General features: G+C 72.0%; 18 protein-coding genes. 1 reads left to right on the top strand and 17 read right to left on the bottom strand.

Annotated elements, in window-relative coordinates; all coding sequences use genetic code 11:
• Window positions 1–73: 73 nt before the first annotated feature.
• From ACFYOP_RS00355 to ACFYOP_RS00315, 9 genes are all read right to left on the bottom strand, one after another.
• Window positions 74–2389, bottom strand: coding sequence for a molybdopterin cofactor-binding domain-containing protein (locus ACFYOP_RS00355; RefSeq protein ID WP_356898148.1), 2316 nt, complete (start codon window positions 2387–2389; stop codon window positions 74–76).
• Window positions 2386–4035 (bottom strand): 2Fe-2S iron-sulfur cluster-binding protein, encoded by a 1650-nt coding sequence (locus ACFYOP_RS00350; RefSeq protein ID WP_356898147.1) that lies wholly within the window; start codon window positions 4033–4035, stop codon window positions 2386–2388. Before ACFYOP_RS00350 ends, ACFYOP_RS00355 begins: the two co-directional genes overlap by 4 nt.
• A complete protein-coding gene (locus tag ACFYOP_RS00345) occupies window positions 4032–4928 on the bottom strand; it encodes an FAD binding domain-containing protein (protein WP_356898146.1) in 897 nt (298 codons plus the stop codon). Before ACFYOP_RS00345 ends, ACFYOP_RS00350 begins: the two co-directional genes overlap by 4 nt.
• Window positions 4929–5221: 293 nt before the next feature.
• Complete coding sequence (locus tag ACFYOP_RS00340; protein WP_356898145.1) at window positions 5222–6862, bottom strand: beta-N-acetylhexosaminidase; 1641 nt, start codon at window positions 6860–6862, stop codon at window positions 5222–5224.
• Window positions 6863–6866: 4 nt separating this feature from the next.
• Entirely contained in the window at window positions 6867–7718 is an 852-nt protein-coding gene (locus ACFYOP_RS00335) for a carbohydrate ABC transporter permease (RefSeq protein ID WP_356898144.1), read from the bottom strand.
• Window positions 7715–8692: a sugar ABC transporter permease gene (locus tag ACFYOP_RS00330; protein WP_356898143.1), complete on the bottom strand. Its 978-nt coding sequence runs from the start codon at window positions 8690–8692 to the stop codon at window positions 7715–7717. Before ACFYOP_RS00330 ends, ACFYOP_RS00335 begins: the two co-directional genes overlap by 4 nt.
• 4 nt (window positions 8693–8696) lie before the next feature.
• Window positions 8697–10001 (bottom strand): extracellular solute-binding protein, encoded by a 1305-nt coding sequence (locus ACFYOP_RS00325; protein WP_356898142.1) that lies wholly within the window; start codon window positions 9999–10001, stop codon window positions 8697–8699.
• A gap of 228 nt (window positions 10002–10229) precedes the next feature.
• Window positions 10230–10529, bottom strand: a complete 300-nt coding sequence (locus tag ACFYOP_RS00320) for a DUF3039 domain-containing protein (protein WP_264243803.1) — start codon at window positions 10527–10529, stop codon at window positions 10230–10232.
• Between the two features lie 89 nt (window positions 10530–10618).
• On the bottom strand, window positions 10619–11179 hold the full coding sequence (locus ACFYOP_RS00315; protein ID WP_356898141.1) for a YqgE/AlgH family protein: 561 nt from the start codon (window positions 11177–11179) through the stop codon (window positions 10619–10621).
• A 290-nt stretch (window positions 11180–11469) separates the two neighbouring features.
• Between ACFYOP_RS00315 and murA the strand changes: the two genes are divergently transcribed.
• Window positions 11470–12810, top strand: a complete 1341-nt coding sequence (gene murA, locus ACFYOP_RS00310) for a UDP-N-acetylglucosamine 1-carboxyvinyltransferase (RefSeq protein WP_356898140.1) — start codon at window positions 11470–11472, stop codon at window positions 12808–12810.
• Window positions 12811–13322: 512 nt separating this feature from the next.
• On the opposite strand, the gene ACFYOP_RS00305 is transcribed toward murA, so the two are convergent.
• The 8 genes from ACFYOP_RS00305 to ACFYOP_RS00270 all read right to left on the bottom strand — a co-directional run bounded on the left by ACFYOP_RS00305 (window position 13323) and on the right by ACFYOP_RS00270 (window position 23262).
• A complete protein-coding gene (locus tag ACFYOP_RS00305; RefSeq protein WP_004571953.1) occupies window positions 13323–13604 on the bottom strand; it encodes an HU family DNA-binding protein in 282 nt (93 codons plus the stop codon).
• Between the two features lie 353 nt (window positions 13605–13957).
• Window positions 13958–15391, bottom strand: a complete 1434-nt coding sequence (locus ACFYOP_RS00300) for an NAD-dependent malic enzyme (protein WP_356898139.1) — start codon at window positions 15389–15391, stop codon at window positions 13958–13960.
• Between the two features lie 388 nt (window positions 15392–15779).
• On the bottom strand, window positions 15780–18197 hold the full coding sequence (locus tag ACFYOP_RS00295; RefSeq protein WP_356898138.1) for a UvrD-helicase domain-containing protein: 2418 nt from the start codon (window positions 18195–18197) through the stop codon (window positions 15780–15782).
• A gap of 188 nt (window positions 18198–18385) precedes the next feature.
• Entirely contained in the window at window positions 18386–19225 is an 840-nt protein-coding gene (locus ACFYOP_RS00290) for a zf-HC2 domain-containing protein (protein WP_356898137.1), read from the bottom strand.
• Window positions 19222–19815, bottom strand: coding sequence for a sigma-70 family RNA polymerase sigma factor (locus ACFYOP_RS00285; RefSeq protein ID WP_356898136.1), 594 nt, complete (start codon window positions 19813–19815; stop codon window positions 19222–19224). Before ACFYOP_RS00285 ends, ACFYOP_RS00290 begins: the two co-directional genes overlap by 4 nt.
• A gap of 92 nt (window positions 19816–19907) precedes the next feature.
• A complete protein-coding gene (locus tag ACFYOP_RS00280; RefSeq protein ID WP_356898135.1) occupies window positions 19908–20540 on the bottom strand; it encodes an ABATE domain-containing protein in 633 nt (210 codons plus the stop codon).
• A gap of 89 nt (window positions 20541–20629) precedes the next feature.
• A complete protein-coding gene (locus ACFYOP_RS00275; protein ID WP_356898161.1) occupies window positions 20630–21781 on the bottom strand; it encodes a uroporphyrinogen-III synthase in 1152 nt (383 codons plus the stop codon).
• Window positions 21782–21909: 128 nt separating this feature from the next.
• Window positions 21910–23262 (bottom strand): nitrate/nitrite transporter, encoded by a 1353-nt coding sequence (locus tag ACFYOP_RS00270; protein ID WP_356898134.1) that lies wholly within the window; start codon window positions 23260–23262, stop codon window positions 21910–21912.
• Between the last annotated feature and the right edge of the window lie 59 nt (window positions 23263–23321).

The raw sequence follows: 23321 nt of genomic DNA, 5'->3' as shown, positions 1-23321 counted from the left end.
CTGCAGGGATCACTGTACCGAGTGGGCATGACACGACGCACCCCTGGATTGCACTAGCAACCCGCCAAGTACGTCACGAGTTCGGAACAGCCACCGCCGCCTGCGGTCTGATCGGGAGGCGGTTGATGGGGCGGCCGGTGGCGGCGCGGACCGCGGAGGCGACGGCGGCCGGGGAGGTGACGACCGGGGCCGCGCTGGCGGGTTTGGCGCCGAAGGGGGCCACGACGTCGCGTTCCTCGACGAGTTTCACGATGCGAATGTCCGGCGCGTCCAGGGCCGTCGGCAGCGCGTAGCCGGTGAGGTCGGGGTGGCGGATCAGGCCGCGGGCCGTGCGGAGGTTCTCGGTGAGGGCCGCGCCGACGCCCTGGGTGACGCCGGCTTCTATGCGGGTGGCAAGTTGGGACGGGTTGAGGACGCGGCCGACGTCCTGGGCCACGGCCATCTCGACCACGCGTACGGAGCCCAGTTCGATGTCGACGTCGACCACCGCGCGGATCGCACAGAAGGCGAGGCCGACGAAGGCGTCGCCCTGGCCCGACTCGTCCAGGGGCTCGGTGGGGTGCGGGCGGCACTGGGCGGTGGCCCAGAGTTCCTTGCCGTCCATCGCTTCGGTGACCGTCGTCGACAGCACCCCGTCGTACGACGTGATCTTGCCGTCGGTGATCTGGAGGAGTTCGGTGGACATGCCGAACTGGTGGGCCAGCGGCTGGAGAAGCTGGGTGCGGACCATCTTGGCGGCACGTTCGACCGCGCCGCCGGACACCCAGGTGTGGCGGCCGTGGGCGGCCGGGCCGGCCGGGGGCTGGTCGGTGTCGACGGCGGCGACGCGGACGTCGTCCACACCCAGCGTCTCCTGCACGATCTGGCGGGCCAGCGTGGAGAAGCCGGAGCCCGTCTCCACGGCCGCGCAGATGACGGTGGCCACGCCGTCCTGGACCCTGACCGTGGCGGTGGAGACCTCGTCGGTGCCTTCCGCGCCGAGCATGTGGACCATGCCCAGGGCGTAGCCCACGCCGCGGCGCACCGCGCCCGGTTCGCCGGCGCCTTCGGGGCCGCCGGGGAGGAGCCAGTCGTCCTCCGGGGAGTCCTTGGGGAGCGGTGGGAGGGGGAAGTCGCGTACGGCCCGGAGCAGTTCGGCGACGGGCGCCGGGCAGGTGACGGTCTGGCCGGTGGGCAGGATGTCCCCGGTGGCCAGGACGTTGCGCAGGCGGATCTCGGTCTGGTCCAGGCCCAGTTTCACGGCGAGCTTGTCCATCTGCGCCTCGTACGCGGCGCAGACCTGCATCGCGCCCTCGCCGCGTACATGACCCGACGGCGGGTTGTTGGTGCGGACCGCCCAGCCCTCGATGTGGGCGTGCGGGACGACGTACGGGCCGCAGGCGAAGGCGACCGCGGCGGCCAGCGACTCGGAGGAGGCGTCGGCGTACGCGCCCGCGTCGAGCAGCAGTTGCGCCTCGACCTTGACCAGGTGGCCCTCGGCGTCCGCGTGGTGGCGGTAGCGCAGCAGCGTGGGGTGGCGGTGGGCGTGCCCGAGGAAGGACTCCTCGCGGGTGGCGGTGAGTTTGACCGGGCAGCCGGTACGCAGCGCCAGCAGGCCGAGCGGGAGCTGGAAGCCCGGGTCCTCGCGGTCGCCGGTCGCGCCGGGGATGCCGGTGACGACGACCTTGACCCGCTCCGGCTCCAGGCCGAAGCAGGAGGCGGCCAGGTCGCGGTCGGTGTGCGGGTCGGTGGAGGCGACGTAGAGCTCGACGCCGCCGTCGGGGCGGGGTACGGCGAGGCCGGCCTCGGCGCCGATGGGGGCCGGGTCCTGGCGGCCGATGCGGTACAGGCCCTCGACGATCACCTCGCCGGTGGCGTCGGGGTCGCCGTAGCTCAGCGGGATGTGGCGGATGAGGTTGCCGTCGGGGTGCAGTGGCTCGGCGGCGAATGCCTTCTCCGGGTCGGTGACCGGTTCGAGGAGCTCGTACTCGACCGCGATCGCCGCCGCCGCGAGGCGGGCGGTGTCGGGGTGGTCGGCCGCGACGGCGGCGATCGCCTCGCCGTGGTGCCGGACGATCTCGGAGGCGAAGACGGGCCGGTCGGCGATGCGCCTGCCGTACGAGCCGTCGCCGGGGACGTCCGCGTGGGTGATCACCGCGTGCACGCCGGGCATCTCCAGCGCGGCGGAGGTGTCGATGGAGACGATGCGGGCGTGCGGGTGCGGCGAGCGCAGCAGCGCGGCCCACAGCAGTCCCTCCGCCCACAGGTCGGACGCGTAGGGGAAGGTGCCCTCGCTCTTCGCGCGGGTGTCGGCCGGGGGGAGCGACGCGCCGAGGCCGTGGGCAGGAGGTTCCGGCTGGGGGCCGTCGACCTGCTGCGGCGTCGCAGTGGTGGCCGCGTCGTTGCTCACGCCATGCCTCCGTCGTGCGGGTGAATCTGCACACTACCCGCGCCGGGGGGCGCCTGGTGCGGGATGCGGGCTTCGTCAACGGCGGCCGGGGTTTCGGGGGCGCCCGCTTCGGAGACGGCGGCCGCGCTCGCCGCCCGCCCGGCGGCCACCTCGCGCACGGCGTCGAGGACGCCTCGGTAGCCGGAGCAGCGGCAGAGGTTGCCGCACAGGGCCTGGCGGGTCTCCAGCTCGGTGGGGGCGTGGTTGCCCTCGAGGAGGTCGTGGATGGTCATGGCCATGCCGGGAATGCAGAAGCCGCACTGGACGGCTCCGCAGGCGGCCAGGGCGCGCTGGACGTCGGAGGGTTCGCCGTCGGTGGCCAGGCCCTCGACCGTACGGACCTCGGAGCCGGCGGCGGTCGCCGCCGGGACCAGGCAGGACGCGACGAGGCGGCCGTCCACCTGGACGTTGCAGGCGCCGCATTCGCCCTGGGAGCAGCCGTCCTTGGCGCCCGCGAGGCCGAGACGCTCCCGGAGCACGTAGAGGAGGGACTCGCCTATCCAGGCGTCGCTGACGGGGCGGTCGGTGCCGTTGACGCGCAGGACGTACGAGGTCGGCGGGTGCTCCTCGTTCCCGGTGGGCAGCACGTCCGCCGGCGCGGCGGTGGGCTCGGCGGCGGCCGCGGGGTCCTGGGCCCGGCCGGAGTCCTGGGCCTGGCCGGGGTCGTGGTCGGACTCCGGGTCCTGGGCGGGCTCCGCCTCGGCGACCGGTTCCGGCTCGGCCCCGGGCTCGCCGGACGGCTCGCCGGACGCGTCCGCGAACTCCTGGGACTGCGCGGCGGCTTCCGGGCCCGCCCCGGCGGGGTCCGGAGCGGGGACCGGGTCGGGCATGGGTCCGGGAGCCGGGGCCGGGGCGCTGTCGTCGGCCGTCGGCGCGGCGACCGACGGCTCAGGCCCGGAACCCGCGGTCTCCGGCTGCTCCTGCGCCCACGGCGCCGCCGCTCCGCCCGGCAGCGTCGCCCACGGCGCGGGCGCGCCTCCGGGGAGCGTGGCGGGCGGGGTCGCGGCGTGCCACGGCTCGTCCTCGCGCGGCGGCAGTGGGAACTCGCCCGAGTCGCCCTCGGACGCCACGGAGCGCCCGGTCTCCTGGAAGAAGGACCACTGGCCGGTGCCGCCCGCCTCCGCGGGCTCGCCCGTGCCCTGTGCGGCGTCCGGCGAGGCGTCCTGCGCGGCTGGGTCCTGCGCAGCGGGCTCCGGCCACTGGGGCGGCGGCGCCCAGCCGCCCGTCGACGCCGGGTCGGTACCGGCGGCCGGCGTCAGCGGCGTGATCATCGGAGGTACGTAGCCGTGTCCGGGGGCCTCGAGCGGCGCGGTGTCGGAGGCGAACTCGGGCGGCAGCTGGAAGAACGCCGTGGCCTCGCCGTCGTACTCGCCGCCCTGCGGCGTCGGCTGCCACCCGGCGCCGCCCTGGTCGGCGTACGAGCCGTACGAGTCGTAGGCGCCGGAACCTGCGCCGTACGGGTCGTACTGCTCGCCCTGCGCATGTCCGTCCGGGTGCTGAGGCTGATCGTTGCCCTCGTAGTGCTCGCCGCCGTGGTCCGGCTCGAAGCCCTCCTGCGGCTGCCGGAACTCCGGCGGAAGGCCGTGCGGGTTGTCCTCGTTGCTCACGACAGCGCCCTCCCCAGTGCCCGTCGGGCCAGCGCGGCGACCGTGCGCCGCAGATGCAGTACGGCCGGTGACAGCACCGGTTGTTCCTCGCCCTCCGCGGCCGGCGCCGGGTCGGGGATGCACGCGGCGGCGACGTACTCGCCGAACGCAGTGAGCGCCTCGCCCGCGAGGCCGCGCTCGCCGTCCCAGTCGATCAGCGAGGCGATCCAGCGCTCCGCCTCCAGGGGCCGCAGCGGCATCGGCGCGATGGCGCCGACCGCGCAGCGCACCCCGCGCCGGGCCGGGTCGAGCACGACGGCGACGGATGCCGTGGCGCGGCCGGGGCCGGTGCGGCCGGTGGCCTTCAGGAAGACCTGCGGGGCGTGCAGGAGCGGTACGCGTACGAAGCCGATCAGTTCGGCGGGGCCGAGCATCTCCCGGCCGGCTAGCAGGTGCGACACGGGGACCTCGCGGCGGGCGCCGCCGGGGCCCGCGACGACGAGGTCGGCCTCCAGGGCGGCGAGCACCGGCAGGGAGTCGTTGGTCGGGGCGGCGCCGGCGATGTTGCCGCCCAGCGTGCCCGCGTTGCGGATCTGGGGCGGGCCGGCCGCGCGGGCCGACGCGGCGAGCGCCGGGATGAGCGCCGCGAAGTCGGGGCGGCCCATCCGGGCGTGGGTCAGTCCGGCGCCGAGCAGCGCGTGCCCGTCCTGGTAGCGCCAGCCGCGGATCTCGCTGATGCGGCCGAGACCGACCAGGCCGGCGGGGCGCAACTGGCCCCGGTTGACCGCCACCATGAGGTCGGTGCCGCCCGCCACGGGTACGGCGGCGGGCATGGCGCTGAGCGCCGCCACGGCCTCGTCGAGCGAGGCCGGCAGCGTCACCGACTGTGCCGTGTGCGGTGCGTGCGTGGTCACCAAGCTGCCCCTTCCCGGTGTCCGGGCTGTCCCGCCTGTGTTGCCGTACCGTACGTGCTCACAGGCTGGACGTGGCAACTCTGGCACATCTTCCGGGCGGACCGGCGGGAGGGTCCACGAAGGGTGGATTCAGCCCACACATACGAAACCCCACCAATGGTCCGGTTTCGTACCCGAATGTCGCCAAGCGTGCGTTGCGGTGCTTCTACAGCGGTTGTACGCCTTGTTCCTCGCGGTGCCACGGGTCCACGGTCCCAGGGGCCGGGCCGCGGGGTGGCCGGCTCGGGCCGGGCTCACACGTTCGGGGGCGTCCCGTCGATCGGGCGTCCGGCGACACCGGGGCGCCGCTGCCACGGCAACGGGCCGCCGGGCGGGCGGTAGCGGACTCCGAGAACGTCAAGGCGCGCGTAGTGGGCGGTCATCCGGCGTTCGAACTCCGCGAAGTCGCGCTCGGCGGGCGCGGGCAGCGCGGACCAGGCGACCTCGGCGAACGCGGCGAGCCGCGGGAAGACCTGGTAGTCGACGCGGGCGCCGTCCTGCATCACCTCGGTCCACACATTGGCCTGGGCGCCCAGCACATGCGCGGCGGCCTCCGGCGCGAGCCCGGGCGGCACCGGCTCGAAGCGGTAGACGTCCTCGAGGGTGCGCACGTAGCCGATGGGCATCGGCTCGTCGTCGCCGGCGGCCTGCCGGTGGTCCAGATAGACCTGCTGCTCGGGGCACATGACGACATCGTGCCCGGCTTCCGCGGCGGCGATGCCGCCGCGGTAGCCGCGCCATGAGGAGACGGCCGCGCCGGGCGCCAGCCCTCCTTCGAGGATCTCGTCCCAGCCGATGAGGCGGCGGCCGCGCTCGGTGAGCCAGCGGTCGAAGTGGCGGATGAACCACGACTGCAGCTCGTCCTCGCCCGCGAGCCCGAGCTCCTTGATGCGCGCCTGGGCGGTGGCCGACGCCTTCCACTGGTCCTTGGGGCACTCGTCGCCGCCGATGTGGACGAACGCGGACGGGAAGAGGCCGAGGACCTCTTCGAGCACTCCCTCGTAGAAGCGGAGGGTGTTGTCGGTGGGTGCCAGTACGTTGGGACTGACGCCCCAGTTGTCCCAGACGGTCAGGGAGGTCGTGTCGATGACGTCGGTGTTGCCCAGTTCCGGATATGCGGCGATCGCCGCCTGCGAGTGCCCGGGGACGTCGATCTCGGGGACGACGGTGATATGCCGCTCGGCGGCGTAGGCGACGATCTCGCGGATGTCGTCCTGGGTGTAGTAGCCGCCGTGGGGCGTGTCGTCCCACAGCGGTGAGGCGCGGTGCCCGTGCTTGGTCCGTGCCCGCCAGGCGCCCGCCTCGGTGAGCCGGGGGTGCCGCTTGATCTCGATGCGCCAGCCCTGGTCGTCGGTGAGATGGAAGTGGAAGACGTTGAGCTTGTGCGCGGCGAGCAGGTCGAGGTAGCGCAGCACGCCCTCCTTGGGCATGAAGTGCCGTGCGACGTCGAGCATGAGGCCGCGCCAGGGGAAGCGGGGCGCGTCCTCGACGAAGGTCCCGGGCACCTCCCAGCGCCGGGCGGTGTCGACCGGCGCCCGGCGGTACGCGTCCGGACCGAGCAGCTGCCTGAGCGTCTGAACACCCCAGAAGACGCCGGCGGCCCCACCGCCGTGCACCGCGATGTCGTCGCCGTCGACGTACAACTTGTAGCCCTCGGGACCGAGATGCCCGGCGTCAGGCAGGTCGATACGCAGCCGGATCGTCTCTCCGTCATCGCCGGCTCCGGGTGCCAACGGCAGCCCGGTGGCCGCGCCCGCAGTACGGCGCAGCCATCGCGCGGCCGCCTCCGTGCCGGGGCCCGCGTCCACGACGGTCGACTCGTCGAGGACGAAGCCGCCCGCGGACGGGACGGAGCGCACGACACGCGGCGCCGGGATCAGGTTTGCGGAAGTCATCGCGTCAGTCCTTCACCGCGCCGCCCAGGCCGGAGACCAGACGTCGCTGTACGAGTACGAAGAAGACGAGCACCGGCACGGTCATCACGGTCGACGCGGCCATGATCCCGCCCCAGTCGTTCTCGTCCGGCTTGAAGAAGACCAGCAGGGCCATCGGCAGCGTCGACTGCGAGGTGTCGCTGATGATGAACGACTTGGCGAACAGGAAGTCGTTCCAGGTCGAGATGAACGAGAAGACGCTGGTGGCGACCAGTCCGGGGAAGACCAGTGGGAAGAGGATCTGCCACAGGAAACGGGTGCGGCTCGCGCCGTCGATGTACGCCGCCTCCTCCAGCGCCTCCGGAACGGCCTTGACGAAGCCGCGCAGCATCCAGATCGCGAACGGCAGCGAGAAGGCGATGTGCGGCAGGATCAGTGAGCCGAGGGTGTTCAACTGCCCGAAGTCGCGCATCAGGAAGAACAGCGGAATCGTCAGCGCCTCGATCGGGACCATCTGCGCCACCAGGAACATGATGAGCAGCGTCGTACGGAACCTGAAACGGAACCGGGTGACGGCGGTGGCGGCCAGGAAGGCGATCAGCGCGGAGGCGACGACGACCGTGCCGGCGACGATCAGGCTGTTGACGAAATACCGGCCGAATTCCTCCTGTTGGAAGACCCGGCGGAACGAGTCGAGCGACGGGGAAAGGGTCCACGGCTTCGCGTCCGTCGACTGGATCTCCCCGGCCGGTTTGAACGCGGAGAGCACCATCCAGTACAGCGGGAAGGCGACGACCACCGCGATGACCAGCGCGGCGGCCTCCGCCAGCAGCCGCCCGGGGCGCCGCACCCTCAACGGCGTGGGGATCGGGCTCATACCTCTTCTCCCTGACGTCGCAGCAGGCGCAGATACACGAGGGTGACCGCCAGCAGAATCAGCAGCATGACGACGCCGATCGCGGACCCCAGGCTGTACTGCGAGGACGCGAAGGCCTTCTGATACGCGTACACATTGAGCACGAGATTCTGTCCGGCGATGCCTCCGCCGTTCGTCATCACATAGATCTGGGTGAAGACCTTGAAGTCCCAGATGATCGACTGGATGGTGACGACCACGAGAATGGGCCGCAGCATCGGGGCCATGACGGAGCGCCAGGTCCGCCACTGCGACGCGCCGTCCATCGAGGCCGCCTCCAGCACCTCCCCGGGGATCGCCCTGATGCCCGCGTACACGGTCACCATCACGAACGGGAACGAGCACCACACGACCTCGAACAGGACGAGCGCGAAGGCGCTGAGGCGTCCGTACGTCCAGGAGAAGTCGCCGAGGCCCAGGATCCGGTTGACCGGGCCGTGGTCGGGGTCGAAGAGGAAGACCCAGACGGTGGAGCCGGTGATCGCGGGGGTCGCCCAGGCGCCGAGTGCGGCGAGCATCAGCGCGAGCCGCGGCAGTGCGCGCACCCGGGTCAGCAGGACGGCCAGTGCGCAGCCGACGGCGAGGGTGGCGGCCACGCACGCCGCCGCGAAGAGCAGGGTCGCCAGGAGCACCTGCCAGAACTGGCTGTCGGCGAAGAGCGTGCGGTAGTTGCCGAGCCCCTGGAAGGTGGTCGGTTCGCCACCGCTGACCTGGGCCTGGGTGTATTCGAGGAGGGAGATCAGGCCGAGCTGGTAGACCGGGTAGACCAGCAGTGCGGCGAGCACGACCAGGGCGGGCGCCAGATAGAGCCACGGTGTCCGGGCGTCTCGGTGCCGCCGCTGCGTCGCCACGGACCGCGGGTCCGTGCGTGGCGGTCGGGCCGCGGCCCCCGTTGGGACTGCGGCCGGCTCGGCGGCGGCCGTCTTGTGCGCCATGGGTTCAGCCCTCGTCGGCGAAGGCGGCGTCCATCTTCCCCGCGGCGTCGGCGGCGGCCGCGGCCACGTCCTTCTTGCCGCTGACGATCTCCTGGAACATGGTCGGCAGGACGAGCGAGGCGTCGATCCGGCCCCACGCGGGCGAGGCGGGCACGAACTTGGCGCCCGCGCCGAGGGTCTCGATGAAGGGCTCGACGAACGGCTGCTTCTTCGCCGCCTCGGCGCGCACATCCGTGTACGTGGGCAGGAAGCCCATCGCGTCGAAGAGCTTGCCCTGTGTCTCCTTGCCGGCGAGTTGCTTCATCAGCTCCACCGCCAGGGTGCGGTGCGAAGTGCTCTTGAGGGCCCCGAGGTTGTTGCCGCCCGCGAAGGCGGGGGCGATCTCGCCGGCCTTCACGCCGGGCAGCGGTACGACGGCGTACTTGCCCTTGACCGCGCCCGCCTCGACGGCCTGGTGACTGAAGTCGCCGCCGATCGCCATGGCCGCCTTGCCGGAGGCGAAGGCGGTGACGGTGGCGTTGCCGCCCATGGAGGCGCACTTGGCGGCCGGGCAGTTGTCGTCGCCGAAGAGGGACGTGTACGCCTCGATGCCCTTGCGCGCCGCGGCGCTGTCGACGGCGGAGCGGTAGGAACCGCCGCTCTCCTCGGCGAGCTCGCCGCCGTGGGACCAGATGAAGGGCATCGCGCCGTAGGTGTAGGCGCCGCCGACGGCGAGACCGTACAGGTCCGGCTTCTCCCGGCGGATCTTCTTGGCGGTGGCGATCAGTTCGTCCTGCGTCGTGGGCGCCCCGATGCCGAGGTCGTCGAAGACGTCGGTGCGGTAGTAGAGCGCCCGCACGCCGACGAAGAGCGGCGCCCCGTAGATCTTGCCGTCGACGGTGACGGACTGCCTGGCGGTCGGGTCGGCGTCCGCCGCCTCGTCCCAGGCGTCGAACTCGGCGGTGACGTCGGCGAGTCCGCCGTCCTTGACGTATCCGGCGGTGTCGGTGTTGCCGTACTCGATCAGGTCGGGGGCGCTCGAGGGGTCGTTGAACGCCGCCTTGATCCGCTGGGCGCGGCTCTCCACCGGTATGTACTCGATCTCGACCCGGGCGTCCTGGTGCGTTTTCTCGAACGCGGCGACCGCGGCGTCGACGACCTGCTCCTTGGGCTTGTTGTTGACCTCCTGGAACAGCCACACCCGCAGCGTGCCGCTCTTGTCGTCCCGCTGTGCGCCGTTGTCGGAGGTCTGGGGCGCGCACGCCGTGGCGGTGAGACCCGCCAGCACGAGTGCCGCGGCCGGGGCGACGATTCGGGAAATGAGGTTCATGCGGCCGTCCCTACGAATTGAGCATTGCGGCATCTGCAACGCGTATTTCGCTCTGCACAACACGCAGGAGGCTAGGTCGGGCCGATGGGCCGGACAAGGGGACGGGAAGAGGTCTCTACCACTCTGTGACCGGGTGGAGCATTCCGTGCAACGCTCCCCGCAACGCGAACGGCCCCCCGGGCGCGCCGAAGCGCGCCCCAGGGGCCGTTGCGGACCGGGCGACAGAGGCTACTTCTTGTCCTTGCCGCTCTTGCCCTTGTCCTTGTCCTTGTCGCCGCCGGCGCCCATGGACTCGTAGATCTCCTTGCACATGGGGCAGACGGGGTACTTCTTGGGGTCACGCCCCGGCACCCAGACCTTCCCGCACAGTGCCACCACGGGAGTGCCGTCGAGGGCGCTCGCCATGATCTTGTCCTTCTGGACGTAATGGGCGTAGCGCTCGTGGTCGCCGTCGCCGTGCGACACCTGTGGTGTCGGCTCCACGAGGGTTCCCGTGCCTGTCCCGCGCTCGGGCTCAAGAGTGCTCATGGGCTCCAAGGGTACCTACGACGCGGTGCGTCCGGGAGCAAGGCCGTGCGCGCCTTTCCGTGACGGGCCCGCGCGGTCCCGCACGCCGGTCAGTTCAGGCTCGGATCGTCCGGGTACGTGGCGAACATCGCCAGCTCGCTGCGCTGGCGTCGCAGCACCGAACGCCACAGGCTCTCCGGGTTGGGCGAGGAGACGTCCCCCGGCTCCGACTCCACGACGTACCAGGCGCCGTCCCGCAGCTCGTCCTCCAGCTGCCCGGGGCCCCAGCCCGCGTAACCCGCGAAGATCCGCAGGGAACCGAGGGCGCCGCCCAGCAGTTCCGGCGGGGCCTCCAGATCGACGAGACCGATCGCGCCGTGCACCCGCCGCCAGCCGAGCGGGCCCTCGTCGCCGGGGATCACGGCCAGGCCGAGCGCGGCGTCGAGCGAGACGGGGCCGCCCTGGAAGACGACGCCGGGCTCACCGGCCAGCGCGCCCCACGCCTCGAGGATGTCCTCGACGACCACCGGGGTGGGCCTGTTGAGGATCACGCCGAGGGAGCCCTCGTCGTCGTGATCGAGCAGCAGGACCACCGCCCGGTCGAAGTTCGGGTCCGCCAGGGCGGGCGCGGCGACGAGCAGCCGGCCTGTGAGCGAGGACACCTCGGTCATGCGAGACATGATCCCGCATCTCGGCCGTCCGCGGAGCCCCGGCGGAGCCACTGTCCGAACCGGCCGCATGGCCGCAGCTCACGGGCCGGGCGGGCGGCGGCGGGCCGCCGCGCGGGCGGTGACGGTGTGCGAGGCGTGGCGGACGCTGCGTGTTGTGCCGAATTCATTACGTACGAGAACCGTACCGGGCCATACAGAAGCGGCCCTGCGCCCCCTTACCCTTTCTCTGTCCCCCGACCGACTCTCCCCCTCGCTCCACTGAGGGGGACACCCTCCGGAACGCGAGATTCATGACCGGCACAGACGATGTACTGCTTGTCCACGGCGGAACCCCGCTCGAGGGCGAGATCCGCGTCCGCGGCGCGAAGAACCTCGTGCCCAAGGCGATGGTCGCCGCCCTGCTCGGCAGCGAGCCGAGCCGGCTGCGCAATGTGCCGGACATCCGTGACGTCAGAGTCGTACGCGGACTGCTGCAGCTGCACGGTGTGACGGTCCGCCCCGGTGACGAGCCGGGCGAGTTGGTCCTCGACCCGACGTACGTCGAGAGCGCGAACGTCGCCGACATCGATGCCCACGCGGGCTCGTCGCGCATCCCGATCCTCTTCTGCGGGCCCCTGCTGCACCGCCTCGGCCACGCCTTCATCCCCGGGCTGGGCGGCTGCGACATCGGCGGGCGGCCCATCGACTTCCACTTCGACGTACTGCGCCAGTTCGGCGCGACGATCGAGAAGCGCGCGGACGGCCAGTACCTGGAGGCCCCGCAGCGGCTGCGCGGCACCAAGATCCGTCTGCCGTACCCGTCGGTCGGCTCCACCGAGCAGGTGCTGCTGACGGCGGTGCTCGCCGAGGGCGTCACCGAGCTGACGAACGCGGCGGTCGAACCGGAGATCGAGGACCTCATCTGCGTGCTGCAGAAGATGGGCGCGATCATCTCCCTGGACACCGACCGGACGATCCGGATCACCGGCGTGGACAAGCTCGGCGGCTACGCGCACCGGGCCCTTCCGGACCGCCTGGAGGCGGCGTCCTGGGCGTCCGCGGCGCTGGCCACCGAGGGCGACATCTACGTACGCGGAGCGCAGCAGCGCTCGATGATGACCTTCCTCAACACGTACCGGCGGGTGGGCGGCGCGTTCGAGATCGACGACGAGGGCATCCGCTTCTGGCACCCCGGCGGGCGGCTCAAGTCCATCGCGCTGGAGACGGACGTGCACCCCGGCTTCCAGACGGACTGGCAGCAGCCGCTGGTGGTGGCCCTGACGCAGGCGACGGGGCTGTCCATCGTGCACGAGACGGTGTACGAGTCGCGGCTCGGCTTCACGTCGGCGCTGAACCAGATGGGCGCGCACATCCAGCTCTACCGCGAGTGCCTGGGCGGCTCCCACTGCCGCTTCGGCCAGCGCAACTTCCTCCACTCCGCGGTCGTGTCCGGCCCGACGAAGCTCCAGGGCGCGGACCTGGTCATCCCCGACCTGCGCGGCGGCTTCTCCTACCTGATCGCGGCCCTGGCGGCGCAGGGGACGAGCCGGGTGCACGGGATCGACCTGATCAACCGGGGCTACGAGAACTTCATGGCGAAGCTCGAGAAGCTCGGCGCGAAGGTGGAACTGCCGGGCGGCTCCCTCGTCTGACGGTCCTGCGCACGGACGGCCCCCGCGGGTGAATCGGCGGGGGCCGTCCGCTTGCGCGGGGCCTTTCCCCCACCCCGCCCCTCCCCGAAACCGGGGCAGGCCCCGGACCCCGTACCCCGTACGCCCGCGGCCGGCAGACCGGGGACAGCCTTGGGCCCCTCCCCGCCGGCCGCGGCGCGCCTGTGCGCACTTCCGGGCCGCCAACGGGCTCCGGGCCCGGGCAGGTAGGCACCCTGACCGGCACGAGGAGCCCGGAGCGTGGGCAGGTCCAGCCCTCGCCGCGATTGAGGCACCAGACGTGTCGGGGCGGAGCCCCGACAAGACCGGCCAGGCTCCCAACCCCCGCAGGCCATCCAGGTGCCCGGCTCAGAGGCCGCGTCCCGACAGGCAACCCCAGCCCCGCCGACGTTTGAGGCGCGCGAGGCCCAGGGCTCGGCCCCCGGTGGGCCTCCGGGCGTGCCGAAAGGCGGCCACCCGTGCCGGGTGGCCGCCTTTCGGTTCGTGCCGGGGGCTTACTTGCCCTTGGCGGCTTCCTTGAGCTTCGAGCCCGCGGAGACCTTCACGCTGTAGCCGGCCGGGATCTGGATCGGGTCGCCGGTCTGCGGGTTGCGCGCGGTGCGAGCGGCACGGTGGGTGCGCTCGAAGGTCAGAAAGCCGGGGATGGTGACCTTCTCGTCGCCCTTGGCGACGACCTCGCCGACGGTCTCGGCGAGAGCGGCCAGAACGGCGTCGGCGTCCTTGCGGGTCACCTCGGCGCGGTCGGCCAGCGCGGCCACCAGCTCACTGCGGTTCATTTTGTTACTCCCGTGTTCTTCTTGCCTGTGAGGCGTGGATCGAAGCCGATGCTGCCAGGGCCCTCGGACAGTCCCCGGACCCGGGTCTGCTGTCAGACCCCTCCGCGCCCGCGGGGGCTGCCCCCAGGACGCAGGTCCTCGGGGAAGCATCCTGCCCCCACCAGCGGCGGGAAAGCCAATCCGGCACCCTCCGGTGTCACCCCGGAGCCGTGCGAAATCCACCACTGCCTCGTCGTGGTGACGTTCCGTCGACTCCCTCGGGACTCGTCGGAGCGGGCGGGCCGGGCCGCGTACTCCTGATCCGCCACCCTAAAGGGGGGTTTGCGAGCCCGCGACCCGCGACGCGCCGTATGTCAGACGGACGTGGGGCCTGTCACAGCCCCGCTCGCCGCCTTCGCCGCGTCCCGCACCGCTCCCGCGACCGCTCCGGCGACCTTGTCGTTGAAGACGGACGGGATGATGTAGTTCGGGTTGAGCTCGTCCTCGGTGACGACGTCCGCGAGCGCGGCCGCGGCCGCGAGCATCATCTCCGTGTTGACGGTACGGGACTGCGCGTCCAGCAGACCGCGGAAGACGCCCGGGAAGACCAGCACGTTGTTGATCTGGTTCGGGAAGTCCGAGCGGCCGGTGGCCACAACTGCCGCGGTCTGGCGTGCGATTGCCGGGTCGACCTCGGGGTCGGGGTTCGCGAGCGCGAACACGATCGCGCCGTCCGCCATGGCCGCGACATCATCCGCGCCGAGCACGTTCGGCGCGGAGACGCCGATGAAGACGTCGGCTCCGACGACCGCTTCCTTCAGCGTGCCGGTGACGCCCTCGGGGTTGGTGTTGTCGGCGATCCAGCGCAGCGGCGAGCCCGGGGCGGCGGCCACCAGGTCCTCGCGGCCGGCGTGCACGACACCGTGGATGTCGGCGACGACGGCGTGCTTGACGCCCGCCGCGATGAGCAGCTTGAGGATCGCCGTACCGGCGGCGCCGGCGCCGGACATGACGACGCGTACGTCGCTGACGCTCTTGCCCACCACGCGCAGGGCGTTGGTCAGCGAGGCGAGCACGACGATGGCGGTGCCGTGCTGGTCGTCGTGGAAGACGGGGATGTCGAGGGCCTCGCGCAGCCGGGCCTCGATCTCGAAGCAGCGGGGCGCGGAGATGTCCTCGAGGTTGATGCCGGCGAAGCCGGGGGCGATCGCCTTGACGATCTCGACGATGGCGTCGGTGTCCTGGGTGTCGAGGCACAGCGGCCAGGCGTCGATGCCGGCGAAGCGCTTGAAGAGGGCCGCCTTGCCCTCCATGACCGGCAGCGCGGCCTTGGGGCCGATGTTGCCGAGGCCGAGGACGGCGGAGCCGTCCGTCACCACTGCAACGGAGTTGCGCTTGATGGTCAGCCGGCGGGCGTCCTCTGGGTTCTCCGCGATCGCCATGCAGACCCGTGCCACACCGGGGGTGTAGATCATGGAGAGGTCGTCACGGTTGCGGATGGGATGCTTGGACGCCATCTCGATCTTGCCGCCGAGGTGCATCAGGAACGTACGGTCGGAGACCTTGCCGAGGACGACGCCCTCGATGTCCCGCAGACCTTCGACGATCTCTTCCGCGTGTGCCGTGGAGCTGGCCGCGATCGTGACGTCGATCCGCAGCTTCTCGTGGCCGGACGCGGTCACGTCCAGACCGGTCACCGAGCCGCCGGAGGACTCCACGGCCGTGGTCAGCTGGGAGACCGCGGTTCCGCTCGCGGGCACCTCCAGCCGGACCGTCATCGAATACGAGACGCTGGGCGCCGTTGCCATGACCGGGTTCCTCTGCTTTCCCTAGCTTCGTTGCTAAGCGGCACCGCGCCTGGAGGCCCGGCAGCGCTGTGAAGATGGTGACACCTACCTGCCGGTAGCAGGTAATGCGGTCATATTGTTTTCGGAAACTGTTTTCCACCATACGAGAAACGTTCCGGAAACTGAAGAGGCCCGCGTCACCGGTCCGGTGACGCGGGCCTCTCGAGCGGAGGGTCCGCGGTAGCTGGGTGGCACCGACCCGCCATGCTCGCCTCGCGGCAAGTGGTCCCTCTGAGGGACGAAGGTTGGGCCCGGGGGCTTGGATCGGGCCGGTGCCGTATCCAGGCTAACGCACGCTCCCGGGAAGTGATTCCCGTACGCCGCGCCGGCTTCGAGGACGGTCGCCCGTTCAGTCCCGCAGCAGGTCCGGCACCCCGTCCCCGTCGGGCTGGTCGCGGCGGCCGGAGACCACCGTGAGCTGCTGGGTGGCGCGGGTCAGCGCCACGTACAGGACCCGCAGGCCCGCGGGTGACTCTCCCCGAGAGACTTCGTCCGGGGAGGTGCCCCCAGCGATCTCAGCCGGTGAGACGATCACGGTCGCGTCGTACTCCAGCCCCTTCGCCTCCAGCGAGCCGAGCGCGACGACCCGCTCTCCCAGCCCGGCCAGCCAGCGCGCCGCCTGCTCGCGCCGGTTCATCGCCACGACGACGCCGACCGTGCCGTCGACCTGCTCCAGCAGCCGCTCGGCCTCGGCCCGTACGACCCCGGCCAGGTCGGCGCCGTCCGGGACGACCGCGAACCGCGGCCGCACCCCCGTGGAGCGCACGGCGGACGGGGACCGCATGCCGGGCATGGCGAGCCTGAGCACCTTGGCGGCCAGTTCGGCGATCTCGGCCGGGTTGCGGTAGTTGACGGTCAGCTCGAAGCGGCGGCGCGGGCGGGTGCCCAGCGCCTCGTCGCGGGCCTCGGCCGCCTCGTCCGGCGAGGACCAGGACGACTGGGCCGGGTCGCCGACGACCGTCCAGGTGGCGTGCTGGCCGCGCCGGCCGATCATCCGCCACTGCATGGGCGTCAGGTCCTGCGCCTCGTCGACGATCACATGCGCGTACTCGGTGCGCTCCGCCGCGAGACGCTCCGCCCGCTCGCGCTGCGACTCCTCGCGCTGCGGCATCAGCTCCTCCAGCCCGGTCAGCTGGTCCAGCGGGTCGAGCTCGCGCCTTCTGCGGGGGCGAGCGGGCGTGCCGAGCAGGGTGCCCAGCTCGTCCAGGAGGGCCACGTCGTGCACGGACAGGCCGTCGCGGCGCAGTGAGCGGGCCAGCCTGCGCACCTCGCCCGGGTTGAGCACCCGGCGGGCCCAGCGGCCGAGGCGGCGCTCGTCGGCCATGGCGGCGAGCACTCCGCGCGGGGTCAGCTCGGGCCACCAGGCGTCGAGGAAGGCGGTGAAGCCGTCCTCGCCGGTGACGTCCTCGTCGAAGGAGGAGCGCAGCTCGGCGGCGAGCTCCGCGTCGCCGGCGTGCCGGGCGGCGGCGCCGGACTTGGCGTACAGGGCGTCCAGCAGGAGGCGGCGGGCGCGCGGGCGCAGCAGGTTGACGGGGGCGGTGCCGCCGAGCACGGTGTGGCGGATGCGCTGCAGTTCGTCGGCCTCCAGCTCCAGGCGCCGGCCGAAGGCGACGACGCGCAGCCGGGTGGGCGCGGCGGCGAGGGCCGGGGCGTCCTCCGGCTCCTCGCCGAAGGCGAGCTGTCCCTCCGGGGCGGCACCGGAGACCTGGGGCGCGGACATCTCCAGGGCGCCGCGGGCGGCCTTGCGGAGCACCTTCAGCATCCGGGAGGAGCCCTTGACGCGGGCCACGGCCGGCTCGTCGTAGACCGTCGCCTCCGCCCCGTCGACCAGGGAGCCGACCGCGCGGATCGCGACCTGCCCCTCCTCGCCGAGCGAGGGCAGCACGCCCTCGGTGTAGGCGACGAGCAGCGGCGTCGGGGACACAATGAGGATGCCGCCCGCGTACCGGCGGCGGTCCTGGTAGAGCAGATACGCGGCCCGGTGCAGGGCGACGGCCGTCTTGCCGGTGCCCGGACCGCCCTCCACGTAGGTCACGGAGGCGGCGGGAGCGCGGATGACCAGGTCCTGTTCGGCCTGGATGGAGGCGACGATGTCCCGCATCGAGTGGCTGCGGGCCTGCCCGAGCGCCGCCATCAGCGCGCCGTCGCCGATGACGGGGAGCTTCTCGCCGTTCAGCGTGGCGGTCAGCTCCGGGCGCATCAGGTCGTCCTCGACGCCGAGGACCTTGCGGCCCTTGGAGCGGATGACGCGGCGGCGCACCACCCGTCCCGGGTCGACCGGGGTGGAGCGGTAGAACGGCGCTGCGGCCGGCGCGCGCCAGTCGATGACGAGGGGGGTGTAGTCGGAGTCGAGGACCCCGATCCGGCCGATGTGCAGGGTCTCGCCGATCTCGGCGGTGTTGTCGGGCCGTACGGCGTCGTCGGCGGGCTCGACGGAGGTGTAGGCGCCGTCGGGGCCCTTCTCGCCGTCCTTGCCGTACAGCAGGTCGATCCGGCCGAAGAGGAAGTCCTCGAACTCGTTGTTGAGGCGGTTGAGGTGGATGCCGGCCCGGAAGACCTGGGCGTCCCGCTCCGCGAGCGCGCCGGGGGTGCCGACCTGCCCCCTCTTGGCGGCGTCGTTCATCAGGAACTCGGCCTCGTGGATCTTCTCCTCGAGGCGGCGGTACACCTGGTCGAGGTGTTTCTGTTCGACACCGATCTCTCGGTCTCGCACCGTGTCGGCGGCGGAGCCGACCACGGATTCGACAGCGGCATCCTGCGCGGCCACCGGGCCCCCTTCTGACGTGCACTGGGCAGCCGTCAACCGTACGGCAAGGGGGGAGGATATTGCACCTGTCCGGGCCGCGGTGCGGGGGCCCCGGCCGGGCGGCCTCCGGGGACCGCGCGGACCGGGGGCCGCGGACATGCGAAGGGGGCCGGGGGCCGCACAGCTCCCCGGCCGCGATGCGGCGTCCGCTACGCGTCGATCTCGACCAGCCGCTCGCCCTCGAACGTGCGGACCTCGAAGTGGTCGATGTCGTTCCGTTCCATCGCCGAGCCGCCGTGCACGTACAGCGGGTTCTTGCCTTCCTTGCTGGGGCTGTCGGGGATGCCGTAGCCCCACTTGGGGACGGCCCAGGAGGTCACGACCTCCTCCTCACCGGTCTTGGAGACGGCGATGAGGTTGCACTTGAGCGGTCCCTTGACGTTCTTCAGCTCCAGGACGGCGTGGGTGCCCCAGCCCTTCTTCTCCATCCCGACGACGGCGCTGACCTTGGTGGTCGCGTCCGTGGCCTGCACCTTCTCGTCCATGTGGTGGAAGAAGGCGTCCTCCGCGGGGCTGGTGGGGTGCGGGTCGGCGCCCGCCACGTTGCTCCCCGTGCCGTCCGCCGTCACCACGACCGCGACGGCCGGGCCGCCGATGACCAGCGCGGCGGCCGCGGCGATGAGGTACATGCCGCGCCTGCGCTTCTGGGCGCGCTTGACGGCGACCTCGTTCAGCAGGCCGTCGAGCACCTTGGGGCTCGGGGCCGTGGGCACCACGGGCACGGGCCGGGGCGGCGGGAAGTCCTCCATGCCGCGCATCCCGGGCAGGCTGTAGACGTTGCCCTGCGGTGGCGCGGCGGCCGGGGCCTCCGCGAGCATCGCGAGCATCGCGAGCATCGGCTCCATCCCCGAGAACTCCTCGAGGTGGGCGGCACAGATGTCGCACCCCGCCAGATGCGCTTCGAAGGCGGAGGCGTCCGCTTCGTCCAGTACGCCGAGCACATATGCGCCGACGGCGTCGTGCACGGATTCCTGCTCGTACATGGTCATGCCGAGACCCCCCTCTCCTCAAGAGCGAGCTTCATGGAACGGAGTGCGTAGAACACTCGGGACCGCACGGTCCCGCTGGGTATGCCGAGCGTTTCGGCCGCCTCATTGACCGTACGCCCCTTGAAATACGTCTCGACAAGAACTTCCCTGTGGGCGGGCGTCAAATCATCGAGCGCATCTGAGAGCGTCATCAGCCACAACGCCTTGTCGATCTCGTCCTCCGCGGGCATGACCTCCAGCGGCGACGGATCGACCTCCTGCGGCCGGGCCTGCCGGCTGCGGTGACCGTCGATGACGATGCGCCGGGCGACCGTCACCAGCCAGGGTCGGACAGAGCCGGTCGCACGGTTGAGCTGGCCGGCGTTCTTCCAGGCACGGATGAGCGTCTCCTGCACGACGTCCTCGGCACGCTGGCGATCGCCGGCGACGAGACGCAGTACATAGGCGAGCAACGGTCCCGCGTGTTCGCGGTAGAGAGCACGCATCAACTCCTCGTCGGGCACAGAGGGGTCGATACGTGGCTTCTCACTGCGATGGCGGGCCCGTTGCGGACGGTCATCGGCCACGGCGGCATCCTTGCGCACCTGCACCTCCCGGTCGAGACCCCGTGTTCGTCGGCTGAGCCGCCAGGCGTCGCTGGGGCGTGGCCTGGTCCCTCTTCACTACGGGGACGGCGGGAGGTTCACTCAATACCGGCGGAAGAAACTTCAAGATCTTTTACCGAGGTCCGCCTGCGGTGCCTGGCCACGCGCTCCCGGTTCCCGCACACCTCGCTGGAGCACCAGCGCCGCCGCCTGCCCCGTGACGTGTCCAGATAGACGCGGCGGCAGTTGTCGCCCTCGCACTGCCGCAGCCGCGAGCGCGCGACGGGATCGGTGAGGAGGTCGACCGCGTCCCGTGCGACGACCGCGAGGAGCGCGGCGCAGCCGGGTTCGGAGCTCAGCGCCCGTACCAGGCGGCCTTCTTGGTCGGTCACGGCCCTGATGCCCGGCGGGGCGCTCTGCGCCCGGTAGTTGAGGACCTCCAGGTCCCGCTCCGCGCAGCGGTCGGCGGGTCGGGTGCGCACCAGGCGGTCGACGCAGTCGCGCAGTTCGGCGAAGGCGGCCACCCAGTCGCCGTCCACCCCGGCCGGCTCGGTCCCCGCGGGGACGAGACCGGCGCCGGTGAGCCAGCTCGTCAGCCTCCCGGGGTCCGCGAGGGGGTCGCGCCCGCCGGGCCGCCGGGCCGCCTCCTGTGCCGTCGCCACCAGGTCCAGGCAGATCCGACCGGAGTCGAACCGCCACGGCTGCGCGTGGGACCCGCCCGCCGCTGTCATGCGCCTGTCACCGCCTCGGGATCACCGTCGGGTGTTCCCACCAGAGTGCCCGCCGGCGGGTGCCGCCGGAAGACCTCATCGGGACGCGGTCAGGTGTCGTTGTCGGCGTACTTGGCGTCGGACGCGGTGTCGAGGGCGAGCCGGTAGCCGCGTTTCACGACCGTCTGGATCAGCTTGGGCGCACCCAGCGCCGTGCGCAGCCGGGCCATGGCCGTCTCGACCGCGTGCTCGTCCTTGCCCGAACCGGGCAGGGCCCGCAGCAGATCGGCGCGCGAGACGACCCAGCCGGGCCGCTCGGAGAGGGCCCGCAGCAGGGCCATGCCGGCGGGCGGCACCGGACGCAGCTCGTCGCCGACGAGGACGGCGTGGCCGCGGATCTCGACGCGGTGCCCCGCGGCCGGGAACGCACGGGCCCGGGCGGGCAGTTCGGCGCCGAGGAGCTGTACCAGCGGGCCGAGTCTGAACCGCTGCGGCTGCACCGTGGTGACGCCGGCGGCCTGCAGCGGCACCGCGGTGACCGGGCCGACGCACGCCGCGAGGACGTCGCGGTCCAGGGCGCCCAGCAGGTCGGACAGGAGGCCGCGGCTCTCGGCCCGGTTCAGCAGGGAGGCGGCGGCCGGGGCGCTGGTGAAGGTGACGGCGTCCAGGCCGCGCGCGATCGTCGCGTCCAGCAGCCGGTCGAGCGGGGTGATGTCCTCGGGCGGCATCCAGCGGTAGACGGGTACGAGGACGACGTCCGCGCCCGCCGCCCGCAGCGACTCGACGAACCCGGGCAGCGGCTCGCCGTGGAGCTGGAGCGCGACCCGGCGGCCCGCCACGCCCTCGCCGAGCAGCCGGTCCAGGACCTCGGCCATGGACTCGGACGGCGGCGACCACTCCTCTGTGAGCCCGGCCGCCCGGATCGCGCCCTTGACCTTGGGGCCGCGTGCCAGCAGCTCGGCGCCGCGCAGCCGGCCGAGCAGCTCCTCTCCGAGCCCCCAGCCGTCGGCGGCCTCCACCCAGCCGCGGAAGCCGATGGCGGTCGTGGCGACGACCACGTCGGGGGTGTGGTCGATCAGCTCCTTGGTCGCGGCGAGCAGCTCGGTGTCGTCGGCGAGCGGAACGATGCGCAGCGCGGGGGCGTGCAGGACGGCCGCGCCCCGCCGCTGCAGCAGTGCGCCCAGTTCGTCGGCGCGCCGGGCGGCGGTCACGCCGACGGTGAAGCCCGCGAGGGGGCCGTGCGATTGGCCTTGGTCGTGCATCTCGGTCGTCCCCACTTAAGTGCCCCATCGGCGGTGCCATCGGACGGTGAACGGGCGACCGAGCCTGTCAAAGGCGCGTGACAGGCCCGGTTCGCTCATATTTCACCGTGGTTACGGACTCCGCTCGCTCAGACCCGTGCGTAGTCCCGCTCGGGCTCCGTCTGCGTGTCCGCCGTGCGGACCGGCACCGCGACGGGCCGGCGAAGGTATACCGCCCAGGTGACGGCCGAGCACACCGCGTAGAAGACGAGGAAGGAGACGAAGGCGGCGGTTCCGGTGCCGGCGGTCTGGAAGGACTGGCGGAAGGCCAGGTTGATGGCGAGCCCGCCGACCGCGCCGACGGCGCCGATGAGCCCCATGGAGGCGCCGGACAGCCGGCGCCCGTAGGCGGCCGCGGTCTCACCGGTCAGGCCCTTGGCGAGCGCCTTGTTCTGGAAGATGCCGGGGATCATCTTGTAGGTCGAGCCGTTCCCGAGGCCGGTGAGCACGAACAGGGAGATGAAGCCGACGAGGAACACCGGCAGGGACTCCTGGACGGAGGCGGCGACGACCAGGGCGGTCGCGGCGGCCATGCCCACGAAGTTCCACAGGGTGATGCGTGCCCCGCCGAAACGGTCGGCGAGCGCACCGCCCAGCGGCCGGATCAGCGAGCCGAGCAGCGGGCCGATGAAGGTGAGGGAGGCCGCCTGGAGCGGGGTGCGGCCGAACTGGGTCTGCAGCACGAGACCGAAGGCGAAGCTGTAGCCGATGAACGAGCCGAAGGTGCCGATGTAGAGGAAGGCCATGATCCAGGTGTGGCCGTCCTTGGCCGCGTCGATCGCCGCGCCGGTGTCGTTCTTCACCGGTGCGAGGTTGTCCATCCACAGCGCGGCGCAGACCGCGGCGACGACGATCAGCGGCAGGTAGATGCCGAGCACCAGCCGCGGGTGGGCCGCTCCCGCCGTGCCGATGATCAGCAGGGAGACCAGCTGGATCACCGGTACCCCGATGTTGCCGCCACCCGCGTTGAGGCCGAGCGCCCAGCCCTTCTTCCGCAGCGGGAAGAAGGCGTTGATGTTGGTCATCGACGAGGCGAAGTTGCCGCCGCCGACACCCGTGAGGGCGGCGACCGCGACGAACGTCGTGTACGAGGTGCCCGGCTCCATCACCGCGTACGCCGCGCCCGTCGGCACCAGCAGGAGCAGCGCGCTGAAGATCGTCCAGTTGCGGCCGCCGAACTTCGCGACCGCGAAGGTGTACGGCACCCGGATCACGGCGCCGACGAGGGTCGCCGTGCCGATCAGGAAGAACTTGCCCGCCGGGTCGATGCCGTACTCCGGTCCCATGAAGAGGACCATCACGGACCACAGGCTCCAGACCGAGAAGCCGATGTGCTCACTGAGCACCGAGAAGGCGAGGTTGCGCCGTGCGACCCGCTCTCCCTTGGTCTGCCAGAAGGTCTCGTCCTCTGGGTCCCACTCTTCGATCCATCGGCCTGCCATCACGCGCCTCCACCTGTTTCCGATCGTGGGGGCGACGTTATGGACGGCGCGTTTCAGGG

It is taken from the genome of Streptomyces sp. NPDC006294 (assembly GCF_042870895.1).
Classification (GTDB): domain Bacteria; phylum Actinomycetota; class Actinomycetes; order Streptomycetales; family Streptomycetaceae; genus Streptomyces.
This window is presented reverse-complemented; position numbering and strand designations above follow the sequence as displayed.